Annotated in this window: 21 protein-coding genes; all 21 read left to right on the top strand. The window is 62.3% G+C overall.

Annotation, left to right across the window (positions count from 1 at the left end; translation table 11 throughout):
• The first annotated feature begins 47 nt into the window (after positions 1–47).
• The 21 genes from QRM57_RS13365 to QRM57_RS13265 all read left to right on the top strand — a co-directional run bounded on the left by QRM57_RS13365 (position 48) and on the right by QRM57_RS13265 (position 16,252).
• Positions 48–1,085, top strand: a complete 1,038-nt coding sequence (locus QRM57_RS13365) for an HNH endonuclease (RefSeq protein ID WP_284986982.1) — start codon at positions 48–50, stop codon at positions 1,083–1,085.
• 2 nt (positions 1,086–1,087) lie between these two features.
• On the top strand, positions 1,088–1,420 hold the full coding sequence (locus QRM57_RS13360) for a VRR-NUC domain-containing protein (protein ID WP_284986980.1): 333 nt from the start codon (positions 1,088–1,090) through the stop codon (positions 1,418–1,420).
• Positions 1,417–2,169 carry a hypothetical protein gene (locus QRM57_RS13355; protein WP_284986979.1) on the top strand — a complete coding sequence of 251 codons (753 nt, stop codon included), beginning with the start codon at positions 1,417–1,419 and terminating at the stop codon, positions 2,167–2,169. Before QRM57_RS13360 ends, QRM57_RS13355 begins: the two co-directional genes overlap by 4 nt.
• Before the next feature lie 112 nt (positions 2,170–2,281).
• Positions 2,282–2,578 carry a hypothetical protein gene (locus QRM57_RS13350; RefSeq protein ID WP_284986978.1) on the top strand — a complete coding sequence of 99 codons (297 nt, stop codon included), beginning with the start codon at positions 2,282–2,284 and terminating at the stop codon, positions 2,576–2,578.
• A 193-nt stretch (positions 2,579–2,771) separates the two neighbouring features.
• Positions 2,772–3,170: a hypothetical protein gene (locus QRM57_RS13345; protein ID WP_284986977.1), complete on the top strand. Its 399-nt coding sequence runs from the start codon at positions 2,772–2,774 to the stop codon at positions 3,168–3,170.
• Entirely contained in the window at positions 3,167–3,835 is a 669-nt protein-coding gene (locus tag QRM57_RS13340) for a terminase small subunit (RefSeq protein ID WP_284986976.1), read from the top strand. Before QRM57_RS13345 ends, QRM57_RS13340 begins: the two co-directional genes overlap by 4 nt.
• Entirely contained in the window at positions 3,789–5,636 is a 1,848-nt protein-coding gene (locus QRM57_RS13335; protein WP_284986975.1) for a terminase large subunit domain-containing protein, read from the top strand. Before QRM57_RS13340 ends, QRM57_RS13335 begins: the two co-directional genes overlap by 47 nt.
• Before the next feature lie 16 nt (positions 5,637–5,652).
• Positions 5,653–6,987, top strand: a complete 1,335-nt coding sequence (locus QRM57_RS13330; protein ID WP_284986974.1) for a phage portal protein family protein — start codon at positions 5,653–5,655, stop codon at positions 6,985–6,987.
• A 14-nt stretch (positions 6,988–7,001) separates the two neighbouring features.
• Complete coding sequence (locus tag QRM57_RS13325) at positions 7,002–8,264, top strand: head maturation protease, ClpP-related (protein WP_284986973.1); 1,263 nt, start codon at positions 7,002–7,004, stop codon at positions 8,262–8,264.
• Positions 8,265–8,266: 2 nt separating this feature from the next.
• Positions 8,267–8,629, top strand: coding sequence for a DUF2190 family protein (locus QRM57_RS13320; protein WP_284986972.1), 363 nt, complete (start codon positions 8,267–8,269; stop codon positions 8,627–8,629).
• A gap of 8 nt (positions 8,630–8,637) precedes the next feature.
• The gene (locus tag QRM57_RS13315) at positions 8,638–9,567 is read left to right on the top strand and encodes a phage major capsid protein (RefSeq protein ID WP_284986971.1); all 930 of its coding nucleotides are present in this window, start codon (positions 8,638–8,640) and stop codon (positions 9,565–9,567) included.
• Position 9,568: 1 nt separating this feature from the next.
• Positions 9,569–9,856 (top strand): hypothetical protein, encoded by a 288-nt coding sequence (locus QRM57_RS13310; RefSeq protein ID WP_284986970.1) that lies wholly within the window; start codon positions 9,569–9,571, stop codon positions 9,854–9,856.
• Between the two features lie 15 nt (positions 9,857–9,871).
• The gene (locus tag QRM57_RS13305) at positions 9,872–10,303 is read left to right on the top strand and encodes a Gp19/Gp15/Gp42 family protein (RefSeq protein WP_284986969.1); all 432 of its coding nucleotides are present in this window, start codon (positions 9,872–9,874) and stop codon (positions 10,301–10,303) included.
• On the top strand, positions 10,303–10,653 hold the full coding sequence (locus QRM57_RS13300; RefSeq protein ID WP_284986968.1) for a hypothetical protein: 351 nt from the start codon (positions 10,303–10,305) through the stop codon (positions 10,651–10,653). Before QRM57_RS13305 ends, QRM57_RS13300 begins: the two co-directional genes overlap by 1 nt.
• A gap of 4 nt (positions 10,654–10,657) precedes the next feature.
• A complete protein-coding gene (locus QRM57_RS13295) occupies positions 10,658–10,927 on the top strand; it encodes an HK97 gp10 family phage protein (protein WP_284986967.1) in 270 nt (89 codons plus the stop codon).
• A gap of 196 nt (positions 10,928–11,123) precedes the next feature.
• Positions 11,124–11,342 carry a hypothetical protein gene (locus tag QRM57_RS13290; protein ID WP_284986966.1) on the top strand — a complete coding sequence of 73 codons (219 nt, stop codon included), beginning with the start codon at positions 11,124–11,126 and terminating at the stop codon, positions 11,340–11,342.
• A 66-nt stretch (positions 11,343–11,408) separates the two neighbouring features.
• A complete protein-coding gene (locus QRM57_RS13285; RefSeq protein WP_284986965.1) occupies positions 11,409–11,981 on the top strand; it encodes a phage tail tube protein in 573 nt (190 codons plus the stop codon).
• A 100-nt stretch (positions 11,982–12,081) separates the two neighbouring features.
• Entirely contained in the window at positions 12,082–12,447 is a 366-nt protein-coding gene (locus QRM57_RS13280; RefSeq protein ID WP_284986964.1) for a hypothetical protein, read from the top strand.
• Positions 12,381–12,830: a hypothetical protein gene (locus QRM57_RS13275; protein WP_284986963.1), complete on the top strand. Its 450-nt coding sequence runs from the start codon at positions 12,381–12,383 to the stop codon at positions 12,828–12,830. Before QRM57_RS13280 ends, QRM57_RS13275 begins: the two co-directional genes overlap by 67 nt.
• A complete protein-coding gene (locus tag QRM57_RS13270; protein ID WP_284986962.1) occupies positions 12,823–15,483 on the top strand; it encodes a tape measure protein in 2,661 nt (886 codons plus the stop codon). Before QRM57_RS13275 ends, QRM57_RS13270 begins: the two co-directional genes overlap by 8 nt.
• Positions 15,476–16,252 (top strand): hypothetical protein, encoded by a 777-nt coding sequence (locus QRM57_RS13265; protein ID WP_284986961.1) that lies wholly within the window; start codon positions 15,476–15,478, stop codon positions 16,250–16,252. The genes QRM57_RS13270 and QRM57_RS13265 overlap by 8 nt, the downstream gene beginning before the upstream one ends.
• Positions 16,253–16,255 lie beyond the last annotated feature (3 nt).

Below are 16,255 nucleotides of genomic sequence, written 5' to 3'. Positions count from 1 at the left end.
CTCACTCGCGCCGAGAACGGCGCCAACCACGAAAGCAGGTCCATCCAGTGCCATGGCTGAAGCAGGGCGACGCGGCGGCGAATCACCCCATCGTCCTCTCGGCCGTGGAAATGGACGACGCCGATGACCGGATCCTCAACGAGTGCTTCGGTTTCGTCGCGCGCTGCGCGACCCAGGCCGCAGCGTACGAGCAGGATTACATCATCAGCGTCGGTACAGCGAAACTCATGGCCGGGTCTCTCGGCAGATATCACGAGCTGATCAAAGCGGCGAAGTTCTGCGGCTACCTCACGGAAACCAGAATCACGGTGGACGGCGAAGAGCGGAAGGCATTCAAGCTGGTGGAGGACAACGACCTCTTCCATATGATCCTGAAGGCGGAGCGTGAGTGGAACAACCAGAGAAAGAAGGACACCCGGAACAATGAGCTGACGTGGCGAGTAAGAGCCCGCGACGGAGACGCTTGCAGATACTGTGGCAAGTCAGTCGCCTGGGGCGACACTAAGTCCGGACGCGGCGCCACCTATGACCACACCAACCCCGGCAAGGCCGGCACCGTAGACACACTCGTTGTCTGCTGCCGCGAATGCAACGGACGCCGGCAAGACGATCCCGAGAGCACCTGGAAGACCCTTCAAGTTCCGGCAGAGCCGATCATCGGCCCAGCAACGGCAGCTTTCATCGCCAAACACGGCACTCCGATCGAACCCACCTACACCCGAACAGGTGCAACACCGGCCACCAGCACCACGGCAACGGACAACACGCACCCCGTAGAGCCGCCCACGCAGGCCGCTCCGGGAACAGACGAGGCAACGGCTCATTCCGGCCCGTCCAGCGAGTCACCGGCCCATACAGCTCAGGCGAAGCATCAACCGGCTGCAACGGGATCCAGAACCAACACGAGACCAAATCCTGACCCAGGACATAGGTCTCCCGGATCTGGATTCGTCGGGACGGGTAGGGACGGGACGGGTCTGGAAGGTAAGGGCAGTGAAGGGCAGGAAGCCCCGCACTCAACCCAAGGCAAACCCAAGAACCAAACCAAGAGAAGAAGACGCCCCCGCAACCGAGGACGGAACTGAACATGCCTACCAAACGACTTTCATCACACAACTCACCATCAGAAGATCAGCTCCAAGAATCTGTCCTGGAACTCGCCCAGTTCCTCGGATATGAGCTGCGCTATCACAACCCAGATAGCCGGCGTTCGCAGGCTGGCTTTCCGGATCTCGTCCTTGGCAGCTTGTCCAGGAGGCGTGTCCTGTTCCGGGAGCTGAAGACGGCCACGGGCCGGGTGCGTCCAGCCCAGGTCATTTGCCTGAAGATTCTCAAAATGGCCGGCCTCGATGCGGACGTGTGGCGTCCCGAGGATCTCAAGAGTGGCCGAATCCAACGAGAGCTGAGAGGTGACAAATGACGACCTGCACAGCCGAAGACTGCAACCGCCCGACGACGTTGTACCTTTGCACCGACTGCATCTTGGGGCTCGACTCACTCCTTGCCGACGTCGGCCCGATCCTGAGCCTGATTGATGGGGCAATCGAGCAGACGAGCGTCACCCGAAGTCCGGGCGCCAGTGGCGGAGGTGGTGGTCATGCGAAGTCCAAGCCAGCCATGAACGTCGATGCCTGGTTGCTGCGGGCATGGTTGCATCAACTCCCGGACCGGGCTCACGCCACAGCAATGGACAACCCGAAGGCGGGCGAGATCCTGTACATGGCCCGCCTCTGGGTACAGCAGGGACGAGACCTTGTGTGGGGGCCTGAGGACAAACGCGTCTATGGGCAGTGCGAAGAGCCGCTCGACGGTGGAGATGAAGACGACGATCCGGTCCCGTGCGATGGCCGGCTGGTCGCCCACCCAGACGATGCCACTGTGAAGTGCCCAGCATGCAACACCGTGCACAACGTCAGCGATGTGCTGGACAAGCTGAGGCGCAAGGCCAGAGGGGAACCGATGCCACCGAGAGCGGTACGTCAGTATCTTCAACGGAAAGCAAGAGTGATCGTCACGAAGTTCGACTTCGAGAACTGGGTGAAGCTGGGCAGGCTGCACTACGTTCTGGATCGAGTCACGACCACAACCAAAGCCCAGCGGATCTACTACCCAGGCGATGTACTGGAGGTGTCAGAGCGCATGCGGGCGAGGCGTCGAACAACTGTCTAGAAATGCAGTACAGTAATTCCGAGGGGACAGCTGTCCCTACAGCTTTGAATGAAGGCCTCGACGGATCACCGTCGGGGCCTTTGTCATGTCCAGCCAAGGCGGTGAGACTGATGTGAACGGACTGAGCATCCCCTCGTGGTCAGGCAGGCGTGCAGGTGAAGCGCTGGCCAAAGTCAAAGCCGAAGGACGAAGGCGCGACGAGGTCTGTTGCATCTGCAAGCAGAGCATCGACTACTCCCTCACCTATCCGCACAAGCAGTCGTGCAGCGTCCAGCATGTGAAGTCCCGCAAGCTGTACCCACACTTGACGTGGGACCCGAGCAACTGGAAGCCCGCCCATCTGGACTGCAACAAAGCAGCTGGTACGGGCGTGGATCTCGGCATGGGTGTCATGTCCGAAGACTGGTAGCGGTCCGGACCTCAATAAAATCCAGCAAGGCGAACCGCCGGACGCTCCCCGCCTGCTCCGTCCTCTCCCCCCGGAAGTCCCTCGAGGGATTTTTGGGGCGAGAACGTTGAGTTGGCGGGGAAAACGGACCCATATCTTACCCGAAAGGCCGGTTCAGTGATGACAGAAACCTGCTGGCCAGCATTTACTTCTGATGCATGACCGCCAAGCGTTCCGGGATGCCCATCAAGGCGGCGATTCAATCCGTCGTATCAGTCGCAGCAAGGGAGCATCCCGGAACGCTGTCCGCCGCGGACTGCGTCCCGGGGCGCGGGATAGCTACTACCGCCCCTCGGCGTCCGAGGAAGCCGAACCGGCTGTTACGGACACGCTCGCTGACTACCCGCACATGAGCGTCGCAGACATTGCCCTACTAATCGACTGGCGAATGTCACGGAGGCAGTTGTCCGACCTGGTCGCACGCCTGCGTCCGCAAAGGGCCGCGGAGTGGCCCACCATCGAAGCCCGCCCGTTGAACTCCATCACCATCGGCAACCTGTCCACCAAGCCGCTCCGCGCCGGCAAGATGAAGATCGGGGAGTTGATCCTGTGACCAAGAGCAAAACACCTGACACTCTCGCTCCAGTGGAAGCACCCGATCACCTGCCCAACGCAGTAGCAGAGGTGTGGCGTGAAATCGTCGAAAGCAACGACCTGGTGGGGAAAGTAGACCGGGTTGCGTTAGAGACCTACTGCACCCTCACCGCACGTCTCAGGGAAGCCCGGGGCCGGATCGAAGACGAGGGAATGGTAGTCACCGACACCCGGGGAAAGGTAATCCCCCACCCCGCGCTCGCTGTTGAGAGGGCCACAGCCGAGCAGATCCGCATCTGGGGCGACCGCTTTGCCCCGCTGGTCAAGCCAACTCGGAAGAGCGGCTACATCGCTGACGCAACGGCCAGGACCATCACGGAGGCCAAGCACCTCCACGGAGCCCGCTTCGCTGGTCCGGTAGCCGCCCTGAAGACGCTGGCGTGGATGATCGATGAAGCCCAGCGGGACAGCATGGAGGCCTTGCAGAAGGCCATGACCACAACTGTGCCGCAGTACCTCAAAGCCTGCGCCGAGCTGCAAATAACACCCGCCTCGTTGCCAACGGGCGTCGGAGTGCCAGCCCTTGCAGCTTCAGAGGGTGAGAAGCCGGCCGAGGATGCCAAGTCGGAGGGTGCGAGTGTCACAGACTTCCAAGCTCGCGCCAGGGCACGCCGATCCGGTTAGTGGCCCGAACGCGGTAGACCCGGGCGATTACTACCGCCAGATCTGCCACGTCCCGATTCCGGATCAAACCGGGGCCAAGCGGCCCAAGATCTACGGGTACGCAGAACCGCGTATTTGCACCCCTCCGCTGCGGGCACTGACGCCGGACACCACTCTTGGCTATGACGTCATCGAATTCGCCCGCGAGGCCTTGGGCGTAGATCTCTACCCCTGGCAGAAGGTACTGCTGTGCCGGATGCTGGAGCTGCTCCCCGACGGCTCACTGAGGTTCCGGACAGCAGTGGTGCTGATCGCCCGCCAGAACGGCAAAAGCACGCTGTCACAAGTACTGGCTCTGTGGTTCATGATCGTCTGGGGCTGGCCCCTGGTCATGGGCACGGCGCAAGACCTCGAAACTGCTGAGGAAGTATGGCAGGGCGCCGTTGACCTCGTGGAAGAGGACGAGGAGCTGTCCAAGCTCCTCAAGCGCGTCGTGAAGGTCAACGGCAAAAAGGCCCTGGAGCTAAATCCCCAAGAGTCTCAGGGCAAGGCCGGAAAGAAGACCGGCCCGCGGTACAAGGTCAAGGCCGCCAACCGACGTGCAGGCCGTGGTTTTACCGGCAACCTGATCATGCTTGACGAGCTGCGCGAGCATCAGAACTGGGAAGCTTGGGGCGCGATCACCAAGACGACCATGGCGCAGGCCGAGGCGTTGATTCTCGCGCTGTCCAACGCCGGCGATATGACGTCGATTGTTTTGCAGTATCTCCGGAAGATGGCTCATGACGGTGTAGGAGACCCGGACGGCATTTGTGAGGAGATCGGAGCGGCCGGGCCGACAGCATTGGACGTCGCTGACCTCGTTGAGGGCGACGATGACGAGCTGGATGATGACGAGCTGGCCGAATTCGAGCAAGACGAGGACACGCTTGGCCTCTGGGAGTGGTCAGCCACGCCGGGCTGCGATAAGCGTGACCGTCAGGGCTGGGCCCAAGCGAATCCATCGCTGAATTGGAACTCGGGTTTCACCGAGCGAACCATTGCTGCGGCCTGCCGGACAGATCCTGAGTGGGTCTTCCGCACTGAGGTGCTTTGCCAGTGGTCTGAGGGCACATTGCTGGGCCCTTTCCCGCCCGGCTCGTGGGACAAGGGTAAGAATCCGGTGATTGTCCTGGGGGACGGGTCCAAGGGAGTGGCAGAAGAGCATCGCATCGTGCCGGGCTCGCCCGTCTGGGCTGGTATTGACCAGTCGCACGACCGGTCAATGACCTATGTGGCATTCGGCGGTTACAGGCCCGATGGCAAGGCCCAGGTTGAAATTGTTGCGGGACGAAACGGGTCAGATTGGGTCAAGGACTGGCTGATGGATGAGACTCCGAAGCCCGGGCAGCCTAGCCGTCGGAGCAGGATCAAAGCCATTGCTGGCCAATCTAAGGGCGCTCCTATTTCCCCGCTGATGGAGAGCCTGGCAGAGGACGAGAAGTTCACGATTCCGGTCACTGAGTGGTCGGGAAGTGACCTCACCAGCGGCTGGGCTGACGTTTTTGACTCCGTAAGGGACGTGACAGTTTTCCACAATCCCCAGCCTCCTTTGGACACAGCTGCAGCTACCGCCGTGGTCAAGGTATTCAGTGGCGGCGCGTCAATCCCGGACCACCGGGCCTCCCCTGCGGAGATAGCACCGTTGATGGCTTTCACGGCCGCCAAGTGGCTTATGGGGCGCCGCGTGAAAGCGCCACCACCGCCACCACCGCCCCCGGAGGCCGTGAAAACGTCCGACACCGACTATTCCGCCGATGACATTGCCCGCCAGGGCTTCTAGATGAGAGGGGCAGCACATGGCAGTTCCTGAATCGGCCAAAGGCTACGCAGTAAACACCTCTCAATGGTGGGCCGCACCAGAAGAGGAGGAGACGCCAGAGCTTCAGTGGCCTAAAAACGTCCGGGTTTTTGACCAGATGCGCCGCCAGGATGCTCAGGTTGTTTCAACACTGCGGGCCATCACGCTGCCCATCAGGCGCACCACCTACCGGATCGACCCCAACGGCGCACGCGATGAGATTACGCAGCATGTAGCCGACAACTTGGGGTTGAACATCGTTGGAGACTCCGGGCGGCCAGTGCTGCGGACCCGCAACAGGTTCTCGTGGACTGAGCACCTGCGTCTGGTGTTGACCATGCTGCCTTTCGGTCACTCCTTCTTCGAGCCGGTGTATCGCGTCGAAAACGGCAAGGCACATCTGCGGAAGCTGGAGTGGCGGCCGCCTCGGACTATCAGCAAGATCGATGTTGCTCCTGACGGAGGTTTGATCGCCATTGAGCAGTTCTCTGCCAAGCCCGGCGAAAAGGACCCGCGCATCGAGGTGAAGAACCTTGTTGCGTATGTCAATGATCGGGAAGGCGGCAACTGGCTGGGGCAGTCCGCAATTCGGCCGGCCTATAAGTACTGGCTACTCAAGGACCGGGCGTTGCGCGTCCAGGCCCAAACACTGGACCGGAACGGGATGGGCGTGCCGGTGTACACCGCATCGCAGCTGCCTGACAATCTCGACTCCACCGAGTACGTGAAGCGGCAGAACGAAGAGATTGCAGCTGGGTTGAAGATCGCCAAGGGACTGCGGTCCGGGGACAACTCCGGGGCATCCATTGCGTACGGCGCGAAGATCGACATGAAAGGCGTTGAGGGCGACTTGCCTGACGCCGACAAGCCGATCCGCTACTACGACGAGCAGATGGCCCGGGCTGTTCTGGCTCACTTCCTCAACTTGGGCACGGAGACGGGCTCCTGGGCGCTGGGCTCAACTTTTGCGGACTTCTTCACCCTGTCGTTGCAGACCGTGGCCATGCAGATCGCAGACGTCACCAACCAGCACGTCATTGAGGATCTCGTTGATTACAACTGGGGACCGGAAGAGCCAGCCCCCAAACTCGTGTTTGACGAGATCGGCTCCCGCCACCCGGCAACAGCCGAGTCGATCGCACGGCTGGCTGATGCCGGCGCCATCACCTTGGATGACCCACTGGAAGCTCACCTGAGGAATCAGTACAGCCTCCCGGCCGCGGACCCGTCCTCGGCCCGTGAGCGGACTACCAAGACCCAGACCGGCCAAACACCCACGCCAGCCCGCAGCGAGCCGGAGCAACGCCCCCAGGGCAGCTGGCCCGGTTCATGACAAGGAGCACTCAGATGAGCAGACCACTGAAAATGGCGACTGAAGGCAAACAGTGGTACCGGATGGAAGCGGCTTCCGGGGACACCGCAGACGTCTACATTTACGACGTCATCGACAGCTACTGGGGCGTGAATGCCTCCGAGTTCGTCCGCGAGCTGGCCGCCCTCGACGTCGAAAACATCAACCTCTTCGTGAACTCCCCCGGCGGGTCAGTCTTTGACGGCACTGCCATCATGAACGCGCTGCGCCGGCACAAAGCCCACATCACCGCAACGGTGGACGGACTGGCTGCATCCGCGGCGTCGTTCATTGTGCAGGCCGCCGACGAAGTGGTCATGGGCTTCGGCTCAGAAATGATGATCCACGACGCCTCAGCCGTGTGCTGGGGTAACGCCGCGGACATGGAAGAAACCGCCAAGATCCTCAACCAGCTATCGGAGACCATCGCCAGCGTCTACGCCGAACGCGCAGGAGGCACCAGCGAAGACTGGCGCACCGCAATGCACGCGGAAACCTGGTACACAGCCGAAGAGGCCGTGGCAGCTGGCTTGGCTGATCGTGTCGTCACCCGCAAGGGCAAAGACGCAGAGGGCGAGAACAACGCGTCCAACGCAAAGTTTGACCTCTCGATCTTCGCCCACGCCGGCCGACAGGACGCACCACGTCCGATGGTCCCCACGAACCACGCCCGAAAGGAGAGCCTGAGCCTCGCAACCGGCCACGCACTCCAGCAACTCACCCACCTGGTCGATAAGACCTCCAACATGCCTCCGGCCGAGCCGAAGGACACCACCCAACCCCAAGAGGAAGGAACCGACACCATGTCGGATGCACTGAAAAAGGGGCTCCGTGAGCGGCTCGGCATCTCCGCCGAAGCAAACCTGGACGACGACGCCTTGCTGGCCGCCGTTGACGAGGTACTCGCAGAGCAGGACCCCGCAGCACCCACCGCAGCCGCCGGCACCGTCGTACTGGACGAAGCCCAGTATGCAGACCTCCAGGCCGCAGCGGCCGAAGGACGCGAAGCCCGCAATCAGCAGCTCGTCGCCGAACGCGCCGCAATTGTCGACTCCGCGGTCAACGACGGCCGCATTGCGCCCGCCCGCCGCGACCACTGGATCAATGCGCTCGCCGCAGATCCGGGAATGGCCGAGACCTTGGCTGGCCTCGCACCGGGCCTGGTCAACCTGAAGCCGTCGGGCTACACCGGAGGCGTCGATGAGGCCACCGACGAGGACCACGTCTACTCCAAGTTCTACCCCGGAAAGGAAGGCTGATCATGGGACAGCACGTACGCCTCTTCGACGACGGCGCCCCGGTCACTTTCACAGCGGCCGCAGACGTAACTGGTGGCCAGCTCCTTGTAGTCACCGCTCCGCGCAGCGTCTCACCCACCTCCGCATCCACCCCCTCGTGGGTGGGAACCGCAGCCTTCGACGCGAAGGCCGGCGAAAAGGTCACCGTCCTGCCCGGCGGTGTACAGCGGCTGCTTGCCTCCGGCGCGATCGCCGTCGGCGCTCGCGTCATTCCAGCTGCTGCCGGGAAAGTCATCACCATTGGTGCCGGCGACGCCGCCCACGCAGTAGGCACTGCATTGACGGCAGGCACAGACGTGCCCGTCGAAGTTCTGATGGATCACTAGGAGCCCAGATGTACACATACCCCGCTCCGCCCGTCACAGTCTCGGGCGGCACCACTGAGGAAGTTCATTACCTCCTCAAAACCCCGAAGTTGATCGCCCGGCGTCTGCGCGACCTACTGGAAAAGCGCTACATCTCCGACCGCATGCTGGTCGGCCGCTTCGAAGCCGTGGGCGGCGCCATCCTGTACGAGACGGGCGAGCCCATCTTCACCAACGACGAACCGGAAGCAGTCGCGCCTGGCGGTTCGTACCCCAAAACCACGGCCTCCGGCGGTGAACTGGCCGCCGCGAAGACCAACAAATGGGGCCAGGACGTCCCAGTCTTTGATGAAGCCATTGCGCGGCTCGGCATCAGCCCCGTAGAGCGAGCCTTCACGAAGCTGGTCAACCAGTCCGTGAAGTTCGTTGACTCCGCAGCGCTCGGTGTGATCGCATCCAAGATCACCCAGACCTACAGCGTCACCGGGGCCGGAGCGCCTGGTGCCTGGACAACTGGCGACGCCATTGTCGAAGGCGTGCTCCTCGCCAAGGCGAAGGTCACGGGCCTGGATGAAGGCTATGACCCGGACGTGATCGTGCTCAGGGACGAACAGTGGGCCAAGGCCATTGCTCGCCTCAACGCCGATGGCCTGCTCCCACGCGAAGCAGGAAACCCACTCGTTACCGGACTGTGGCCGCAGGCGCTGGGCCTCACGTGGCTCAGCAGCAACCACACCCCTTCCGCGAATCCGCTCCTCGTGGACACCACGCAACTCGGTGGAATGGCTGACGAGAAGCTGGGCGGCCCCGGTTACACCAGCGCCGGCGGCGTTGGTGTCGAGACCAAGGCCATCCGCGACGACGAGAACGACGGATACCTGCTGCGCGCTCGCCGCGTGACGGTTCCTGTGGTTCTGGAGCCGAACGCCGGAATCATCATCACGAATACGGGGGTCTGATATGGGACACATTGTCACCGCCACGTTGATCGTGGCCAAGACCGGCGATACCGAACGCTACTTCGACAAGGGCGCGGTCCTGCCGGATAGCGTCACTGCCGAGGAACGAAAGCGGCTCGTTGCCATTGGTGTCGTCAAGGTCGAACGCTCAGCACCATCTCCGACTGATGCCGCTGCCGCAAAGGCTGCGGCGGATGCGAAGGCGGCAGCTGATGCCAAGGAAGCGGCTGATGCAGCCGCTGCGGCCGCGGCAAAGTCGACGCCTGCCAAGGCAACCCCGGCGAAGTAAGAGGAGGTGGACGCCATGGCTGCTGATCTGGCAGAAATCGCGACGATCGAAAAGGCGTGGCGTCCACTCAGCTCCGTGGAGAAGCCTCGGGCCGAGTACTACCTCGGCTCGGCTTCTCGCGCCATTCGGCGGCGCTGGCCGGACGTGGACCAGCGGGTCAGCAACCCTGATGACTATCTGACGACTGATGACGTTGCCGACGTCGTGGTGCAGATGGTCCTCAGCGCGGTGGACGTCCCGCCTGTGAGGGGGGCGAAGTCCTTCTCCGAAGGTGTCGGGCCAATGTCAAGGTCAGCCACGCTGCTGGCTGGAAGCACCAACCCCACCGAGATTCAAGGCTGGATGGTGGAAGTGTTCGAAGGTCGCAGCGCGGCCCTTCCTGTCTTCCACTCGCCACCCTCAGGACGCTACGAGGGTCTGTTCATTTGGCCGGAAGGGCGGTGCTGATGTTTCCCCTGGCGAACGGCGAAACGGTGGTGCGCGAACGGGCGCAGCTCGTGGAGGATGGTTACTCGGGTCAAGCCACGGAGCGGGCCTGGTCGGCCCCGGACACGTTGGACATCGAGGGTGTGGCCATTGCTCCGTCCAGCAGCACCGAAGTCAACACCGAGAACCGGAGTTCGGTAACCACGAGCATGAGCCTCTACGGCGCTCCGGGTATTGATGTGCTCCCTCAGGACCGGATCCGGGCCCGTTCCGGGCTCTGGGAGGTAGAGGGCGAAGTCGCCGACTGGAGGAGCCCGTTCACGGGTTGGAATCCGGGCGTGGAATTCAGGGTCAAGAAGGTTGCGGGGTGAGCTGATGAAGTGGAACGAATCCTTCTTTTCGAAGCTTGGGCATTCCGGACCGGTCACCTCGTTGGTGAAGCAAAAGGCAGAGGAAGTGCAGGCTGCGGCCCAGGCCTCCGCTCCGGTTGATACCGGAGAATACAGGGACAACATCACTGTCCGGATTAAGTCCTCTGGCAACAGGAACGTCGCATTGGTAGTTGCCGAGGACCCCAAGAGCATGATCATCGAGTCCCGGACCGGTAATCTTGTCCGCGCTTTGAATTCGGTGAAACGTGGCTAGCCAAGTCATTCACTCGGACCTCGAAAAGTTCCTGACTGGTCACATCCGCGCGGAGCTACTGGCACGTGGGCGCACTGGCGGGTTCATCTCGAACGAATTCTCTCCTCCGGATAAGCCTCGTCCAGCATTCCAAGTCATCGTCCGCGACGATAGTGGAGCCAGGACCGGCATATCGACGCGGTCGGCTTCAGTAGGTGTGACCATTCTGGGATCCGACTCGGTGAAGAAGGAAGCAGCCACAGAATTGGCGCTTCTCGTGTGCGCAATCGTCGAGGCGTGCCCGAGCACGGACCCAGCAAACCCGGTTGCAGCAGTCACCGACAGCAACGGGCCTTACAAGGTCCCTGATGACACCGGTTTCCCCCGGCGGTACTCAACCTTCACCCTGTCCGTTGTGGGCAAGGCCTTCAGCTAGACCACCCAACCACAAATCAACTCAGCCATTCGCTTCTGCGGGTGGCCTCTTCTATTTGGAGGAATAATGCCCGCAGACAGCCAAGGCAATGACGTCACAGCAGTTGGCGTACCGGTCACCGGACACATGGGTGTCGGTCCGTTCGGCACGCCTATTCCTACCCCTACTGAAGGTGCTGACGAAGCCTTTGTGCTTCCTGCCGCGTTCAAGCTCCCCGGTCTCCTGACCGAGGACGGCGGTTTCGAATGGTCCATGGAGTCGGACGGTGACCCCATCGTGTTCTGGCAGGACGGCTTCTCGATCCCGTCCGGCCTGGCGAAGGTCACGCTGAAGGTCAAGTACGCCCAGACCGACGAAACGGTGCGCGCGATCATCCGTGGCAAGACCGCGGACGCCAATGGCTTCATCACCATTGACGGCGGCGGCACGAGCGCCAAGTACGTGGTGTTCACGGAGGAGATCTTCAAGTCCGGCCTGATCCGCCGGCGTGTGGCCGCGAACGTCAGCATCGAGTCGGTGGCGGAGGACAAGTCCGAACGCGGCTCCGTCCTGGGCTACGAGGTCACCTACAAGATCGATCGGTCCCCGGAGCTGAACAACGACCACCTTGGCGAGTGGCTTATCCCCGCAGAGGACTAGGCCCAGCGCCTACCTATACCTGCTGCGGCGCGGCTCTTGATGGGTGACCGCGCCGCAGCAGCACCAACCCATCAGCTCACCCTCAGAAATGAGTACTCCCATGACAGCACGCAAGACCCCTGCCAAGGCCACCGAATCGAAGGCTCCCGAGCCCGGGCCGAAGCCCCGCAGCTTCGTCGTGGAAAACACGCTGAAGTGCCAGACGGCCGCGGACGGCGAGATCAGCCTGTCCGTGCTGCTCCCCTACGCAAAGATGAAGCAGCTCCTCACCATCGAGGACCAGGAACTGCCCGAGATGGAAATGGTTGATTACGTCCTGGACGAGATCATGCCAGCAGCCGACTCGGCAACCCTCAAAGGCCTCCAGGACGGTGCTGACACCATCCTCTTCACCATGGAATGGCTCCAGGCCGTGGGAGAGCGGCTGGGTGGGCAGCAGGGAAAATTTGGGCCTTCCTCAAACTAGCAGCTGATCACTGGCCGGCGGTCCGGTACGACTTCCGGGCCCGGTTCGGACTCAGCGCCGATGAGATCGGCGTCAGCTGCAGTTACGAGGAAGCCGCTGACCTCATCGAGGGCCTGACCCTTGAACTCGACTCGCATCTAAGCATGTCGATGCTCGAGTGGCGCTACCCGATGAGCAGGCGCGAAATCTACGCCGCCGGCACGTTCGCGCGAGTGTTCGGCGCCACCCGGGGCAAGGACGAGAAGCAACTGGTCCTCGACCTTCCGTGGGACACCGAAGAAACAGCGGAAACCGTCACCCCCGAAGAACGCCAGGCCCTCACCGCGCGGCTGCGTTCCAAGAGCGCCTTCGGGCAGATACGGACGGAGGCCACTGATGGCTGATGAGGTTGGTTCCGGCCAGGTAGCGATCACCCCGGTATTCCCCGGGTTCCGCACCAAGGTCACCAGCGAGGTCGAAGCCTCAGGATCCGAAGGCGGACGGCGGTTCTCTACCGCCTTCGGATCCGCAGTCAAGGGAATCGGCAGTATCGTCGGTAAGTCCCTGCTCGCTGGCGGAGCCATCGTTGGCGCTATCGGAGCCATCAGCATCAAGGGCGGCATCAGCAAAGCCCTGCAAATCGAAGACGCCACCGCCAAGATGAAGGGCCTCGGCAACAACACCGAGACCGTCTCCGAGGTCATGTCCAACGCACTTGCCTCGGTCAAGGGCACAGCCTTCGGCATGGGCGACGCCGCCAACGTCGCCTCAACCGCGCTCGCCTCTGGTATCAAGCCCGGCGAAGAGATGTCCAAGTACCTGACTCTCGTCGCCGATGCTGCCTCCACCGCCCAGGTTCCCCTGGGCGAAATGGGCACCATCATGGGCAAAGTCACCAACTCGGGCAAGGTCACCAACGACGTCCTGAACCAGTTCGGGGACCGCGGCGTCGGCGTCCTGCAAATGCTGGCCAAGCACTACGGCGTTACAGCCTCTGAGATGACCGCCATGGTCGCCAAGGGCAAAGTTGACGCGGCTACCTTCAACAAGGTCCTGACCGAGAACATCGGTGGGGCAGCCAAGAAATCGGGCGACACCACCCGCGGCGCGTTCGCCAATATGAAGTCCGCGATGGCGAACTTCGGCATGGCGCTGGTCGGCGGGTTCCTGCCCTTGGTGAAGCCGGTCTTCAACCAGGTCCAGCTGATCTTCGAAGGCCTCACCACTCGACTGAAACCCTTCGCCGCGGCTTGGGCTGACACCTTCCAAACCAAAGTCGGACCGATCATCTCCAACTTCGCCGCGAACTTCTTCGTGGCCATGGACAAAGCGATCGGTTCCATCAACGCCTTCGTGCTGGCCTTCCGCTCAGGCGGAGACCAGATCACCGCCTCCGGATTCACCGGCTTCCTTCAGAGGGTGGGTGCGATCTCCGGGGACGTTTTCCGGGAGATGCGCGGCGGTATCCGGGCCTTCCGGGAAGCATGGATCGCGAACGACGGAGACATAACAAGCTCGGGCTTCCCTGGCTTCATGGAGCAGGCAGCTTTCGTCATCCACCAGCTTGCCGATGCTTTCAAGCAACTGGACTTCAGCAGCGTCAGCAACTTCTTCGCCTCCATCGGACCAGCCGCAGGCCAAGCCGGCGGAGCGTTCTCCAGTATCGGCAGCTCCCTGAGCACCCTCGGGCCAGCTTTCGTTGCCTTCGGCGAGCAACTGCCCAAGGTCACGGACGCTGCGACCAAGCTCGCAAGCGTTGGTCTCAACGTAGTCGTGGGTGCCCTGGGTTTCCTCGCGGACCATGTGGACACCATCATCGCGTGGATGCCGGCGATCGTGGCTGGCTTCGTCGCGTGGAGGATCGCCACGACCGCGATGGGCGCGTCGATGTTCTCCCTACAGGCGGCTCAAGTCGCGATGGCACCGGTGAACCTCGCCAACAACATCCTGCGTGTCCAAGCCATCCGCTTGGAAATGCAGCACGCCGCGGCGACCGGGGCGAATACGGCTGCCCAGTCCACGGGCATGTTCGCCACCATTCGGGCAACAGCGGCGCTCGTTGCTCAACGAGTCGCTACCGCCGCCGGCGTGGTAGCCATGGGTGTTGCGACAGCCGCGCAGTGGGCATGGAACGCAGCACTGAACGCTAACCCGATCAGCCTGATCATCATCGCAATAGCTGCGCTGGTGGCAGGCCTGGTCTGGTTCTTCACCCAGACGGAGCTGGGGCGCGAGATCTTCTCGAACGTCTTCAACTTCATCCAGTCCGTGGTGCAAAACGTCGTGAACTGGTTCACGGGAACCTTCCTCCCCGGATTCCAAGCCGTGTGGGCCCTGTTCCTGGCCGGAACGCTTGCGGTCGGTCAGTTCTTCATCGACGCCTGGAACAACGTCGGCAACGGGATAGCTGCCTTCGTTGCGTGGGCTGTTGGAATGTTCCTTCAGTTCAACCCCGTCTACCTGATCATCAACAACTGGCAGGCAATTCTCGGATTTTTCGCGGGGCTGTGGTCCGCCGTCACAACGGGGATCGGGGATTTCGTCTCGGGCGCGGTCGGCTACTTCACCAGCCTCCCAGCACGGATTCTGGAATCCCTCGGAAATCTACGCACGCTGCTCCTCGATTCCGGGAAAGCGCTGATTCAAGGCTTCATCGACGGGATCACCGGGGCCGCCGGTGCCATCGGTGACGCCATCGGAGGGGTCCTCGAAGGAGCACGTCAGTTCTTCCCGTTCTCACCAGCCAAGAAGGGCCCGTTCTCCGGTAGGGGCTACACGTCATACTCGGGTAAGGCCCTGGCTGGCGACTTCGCCAAGGGCATCACGAGCGAGCAGCAGAAGGTGCAGGCAGCAGCAAACACCATCATGGGTGCCGCGAGCCTGACAGGAACCACCAGCAACACAAGTGCACCTGCTGGAGCTGCTGCTGCCGGATGGCAGGGAACCGGGGCAACCGTCCACGTGACCATGCCGATCCGGGACCAGATGACACCGGAATCCGTTGCGCGTGCCTTTGACAACCAACTCAACTACAAGCTGAGGAGGGAACGTGTCTGATGACCTCCTGATCGTCATTGGCGGGCTCCAGCTGTTCGGTCGCCCTGGCCTGGGGCCGTTGACCGTGGTGAAGGACGGGCTGGACGGATGGGATGACCGGGTGCCTCTGCGGGGCGAGCAAAAAGCTCACCCCCAGGGCCCCGGCTCCTACGTCCTTCCCCGTTACCCGGAGTCGCGATCCGTGAACATCACAGGGAAGGTCCTGGCGCAGAGCATCCCCGAGAGGGAACGCGAAGGCCTGCAACTGACAGGGCTGGGCGCTGACGGTTCGCTGCAGCGCATCGAGGTCACCAAGGGCGGGCTCACGCAGTGGGCAGAAGCCCACGTTGACGACGTCGACGTGGACCCCATCCACGGGACCTCGAACTCCGATTACCAGCTGACGCTCTGGTGTCCTGACCCGCTGAAGTACGGAAACACCGAGCAGTATGTCACCACCCAGGCCGCCGAGATCGGCGGGATCATCAACCGCGGGAACTACCCGGCAACCCCGACGCTGAAAGTCCAGGGCACCAGCGCGCTCGGGTACACGGTGTACGTCATGGGGCAGCCGTTCCAGGTGACGCAGCCGCTGTGGTTCGCGTCTCCGCACGAGATCGACTACGCGGATGGCCGGCTCCGGATCAACGGCGTTGTCATTCATCACGGGCTCGGGCTCACGTACACGCCGACCATCCCGCCGAACACGGAGAGCCTGTTGTCCGTTGCCCCTGCCAGCGCAGGCGGCACAGCAACCGTAGCGCTCACCCTGACCGACACTTACATCTGAGGA

This window comes from Arthrobacter sp. fls2-241-R2A-172 (assembly GCF_030208885.1).
Classification (GTDB): domain Bacteria; phylum Actinomycetota; class Actinomycetes; order Actinomycetales; family Micrococcaceae; genus Arthrobacter.
This window is presented reverse-complemented; position numbering and strand designations above follow the sequence as displayed.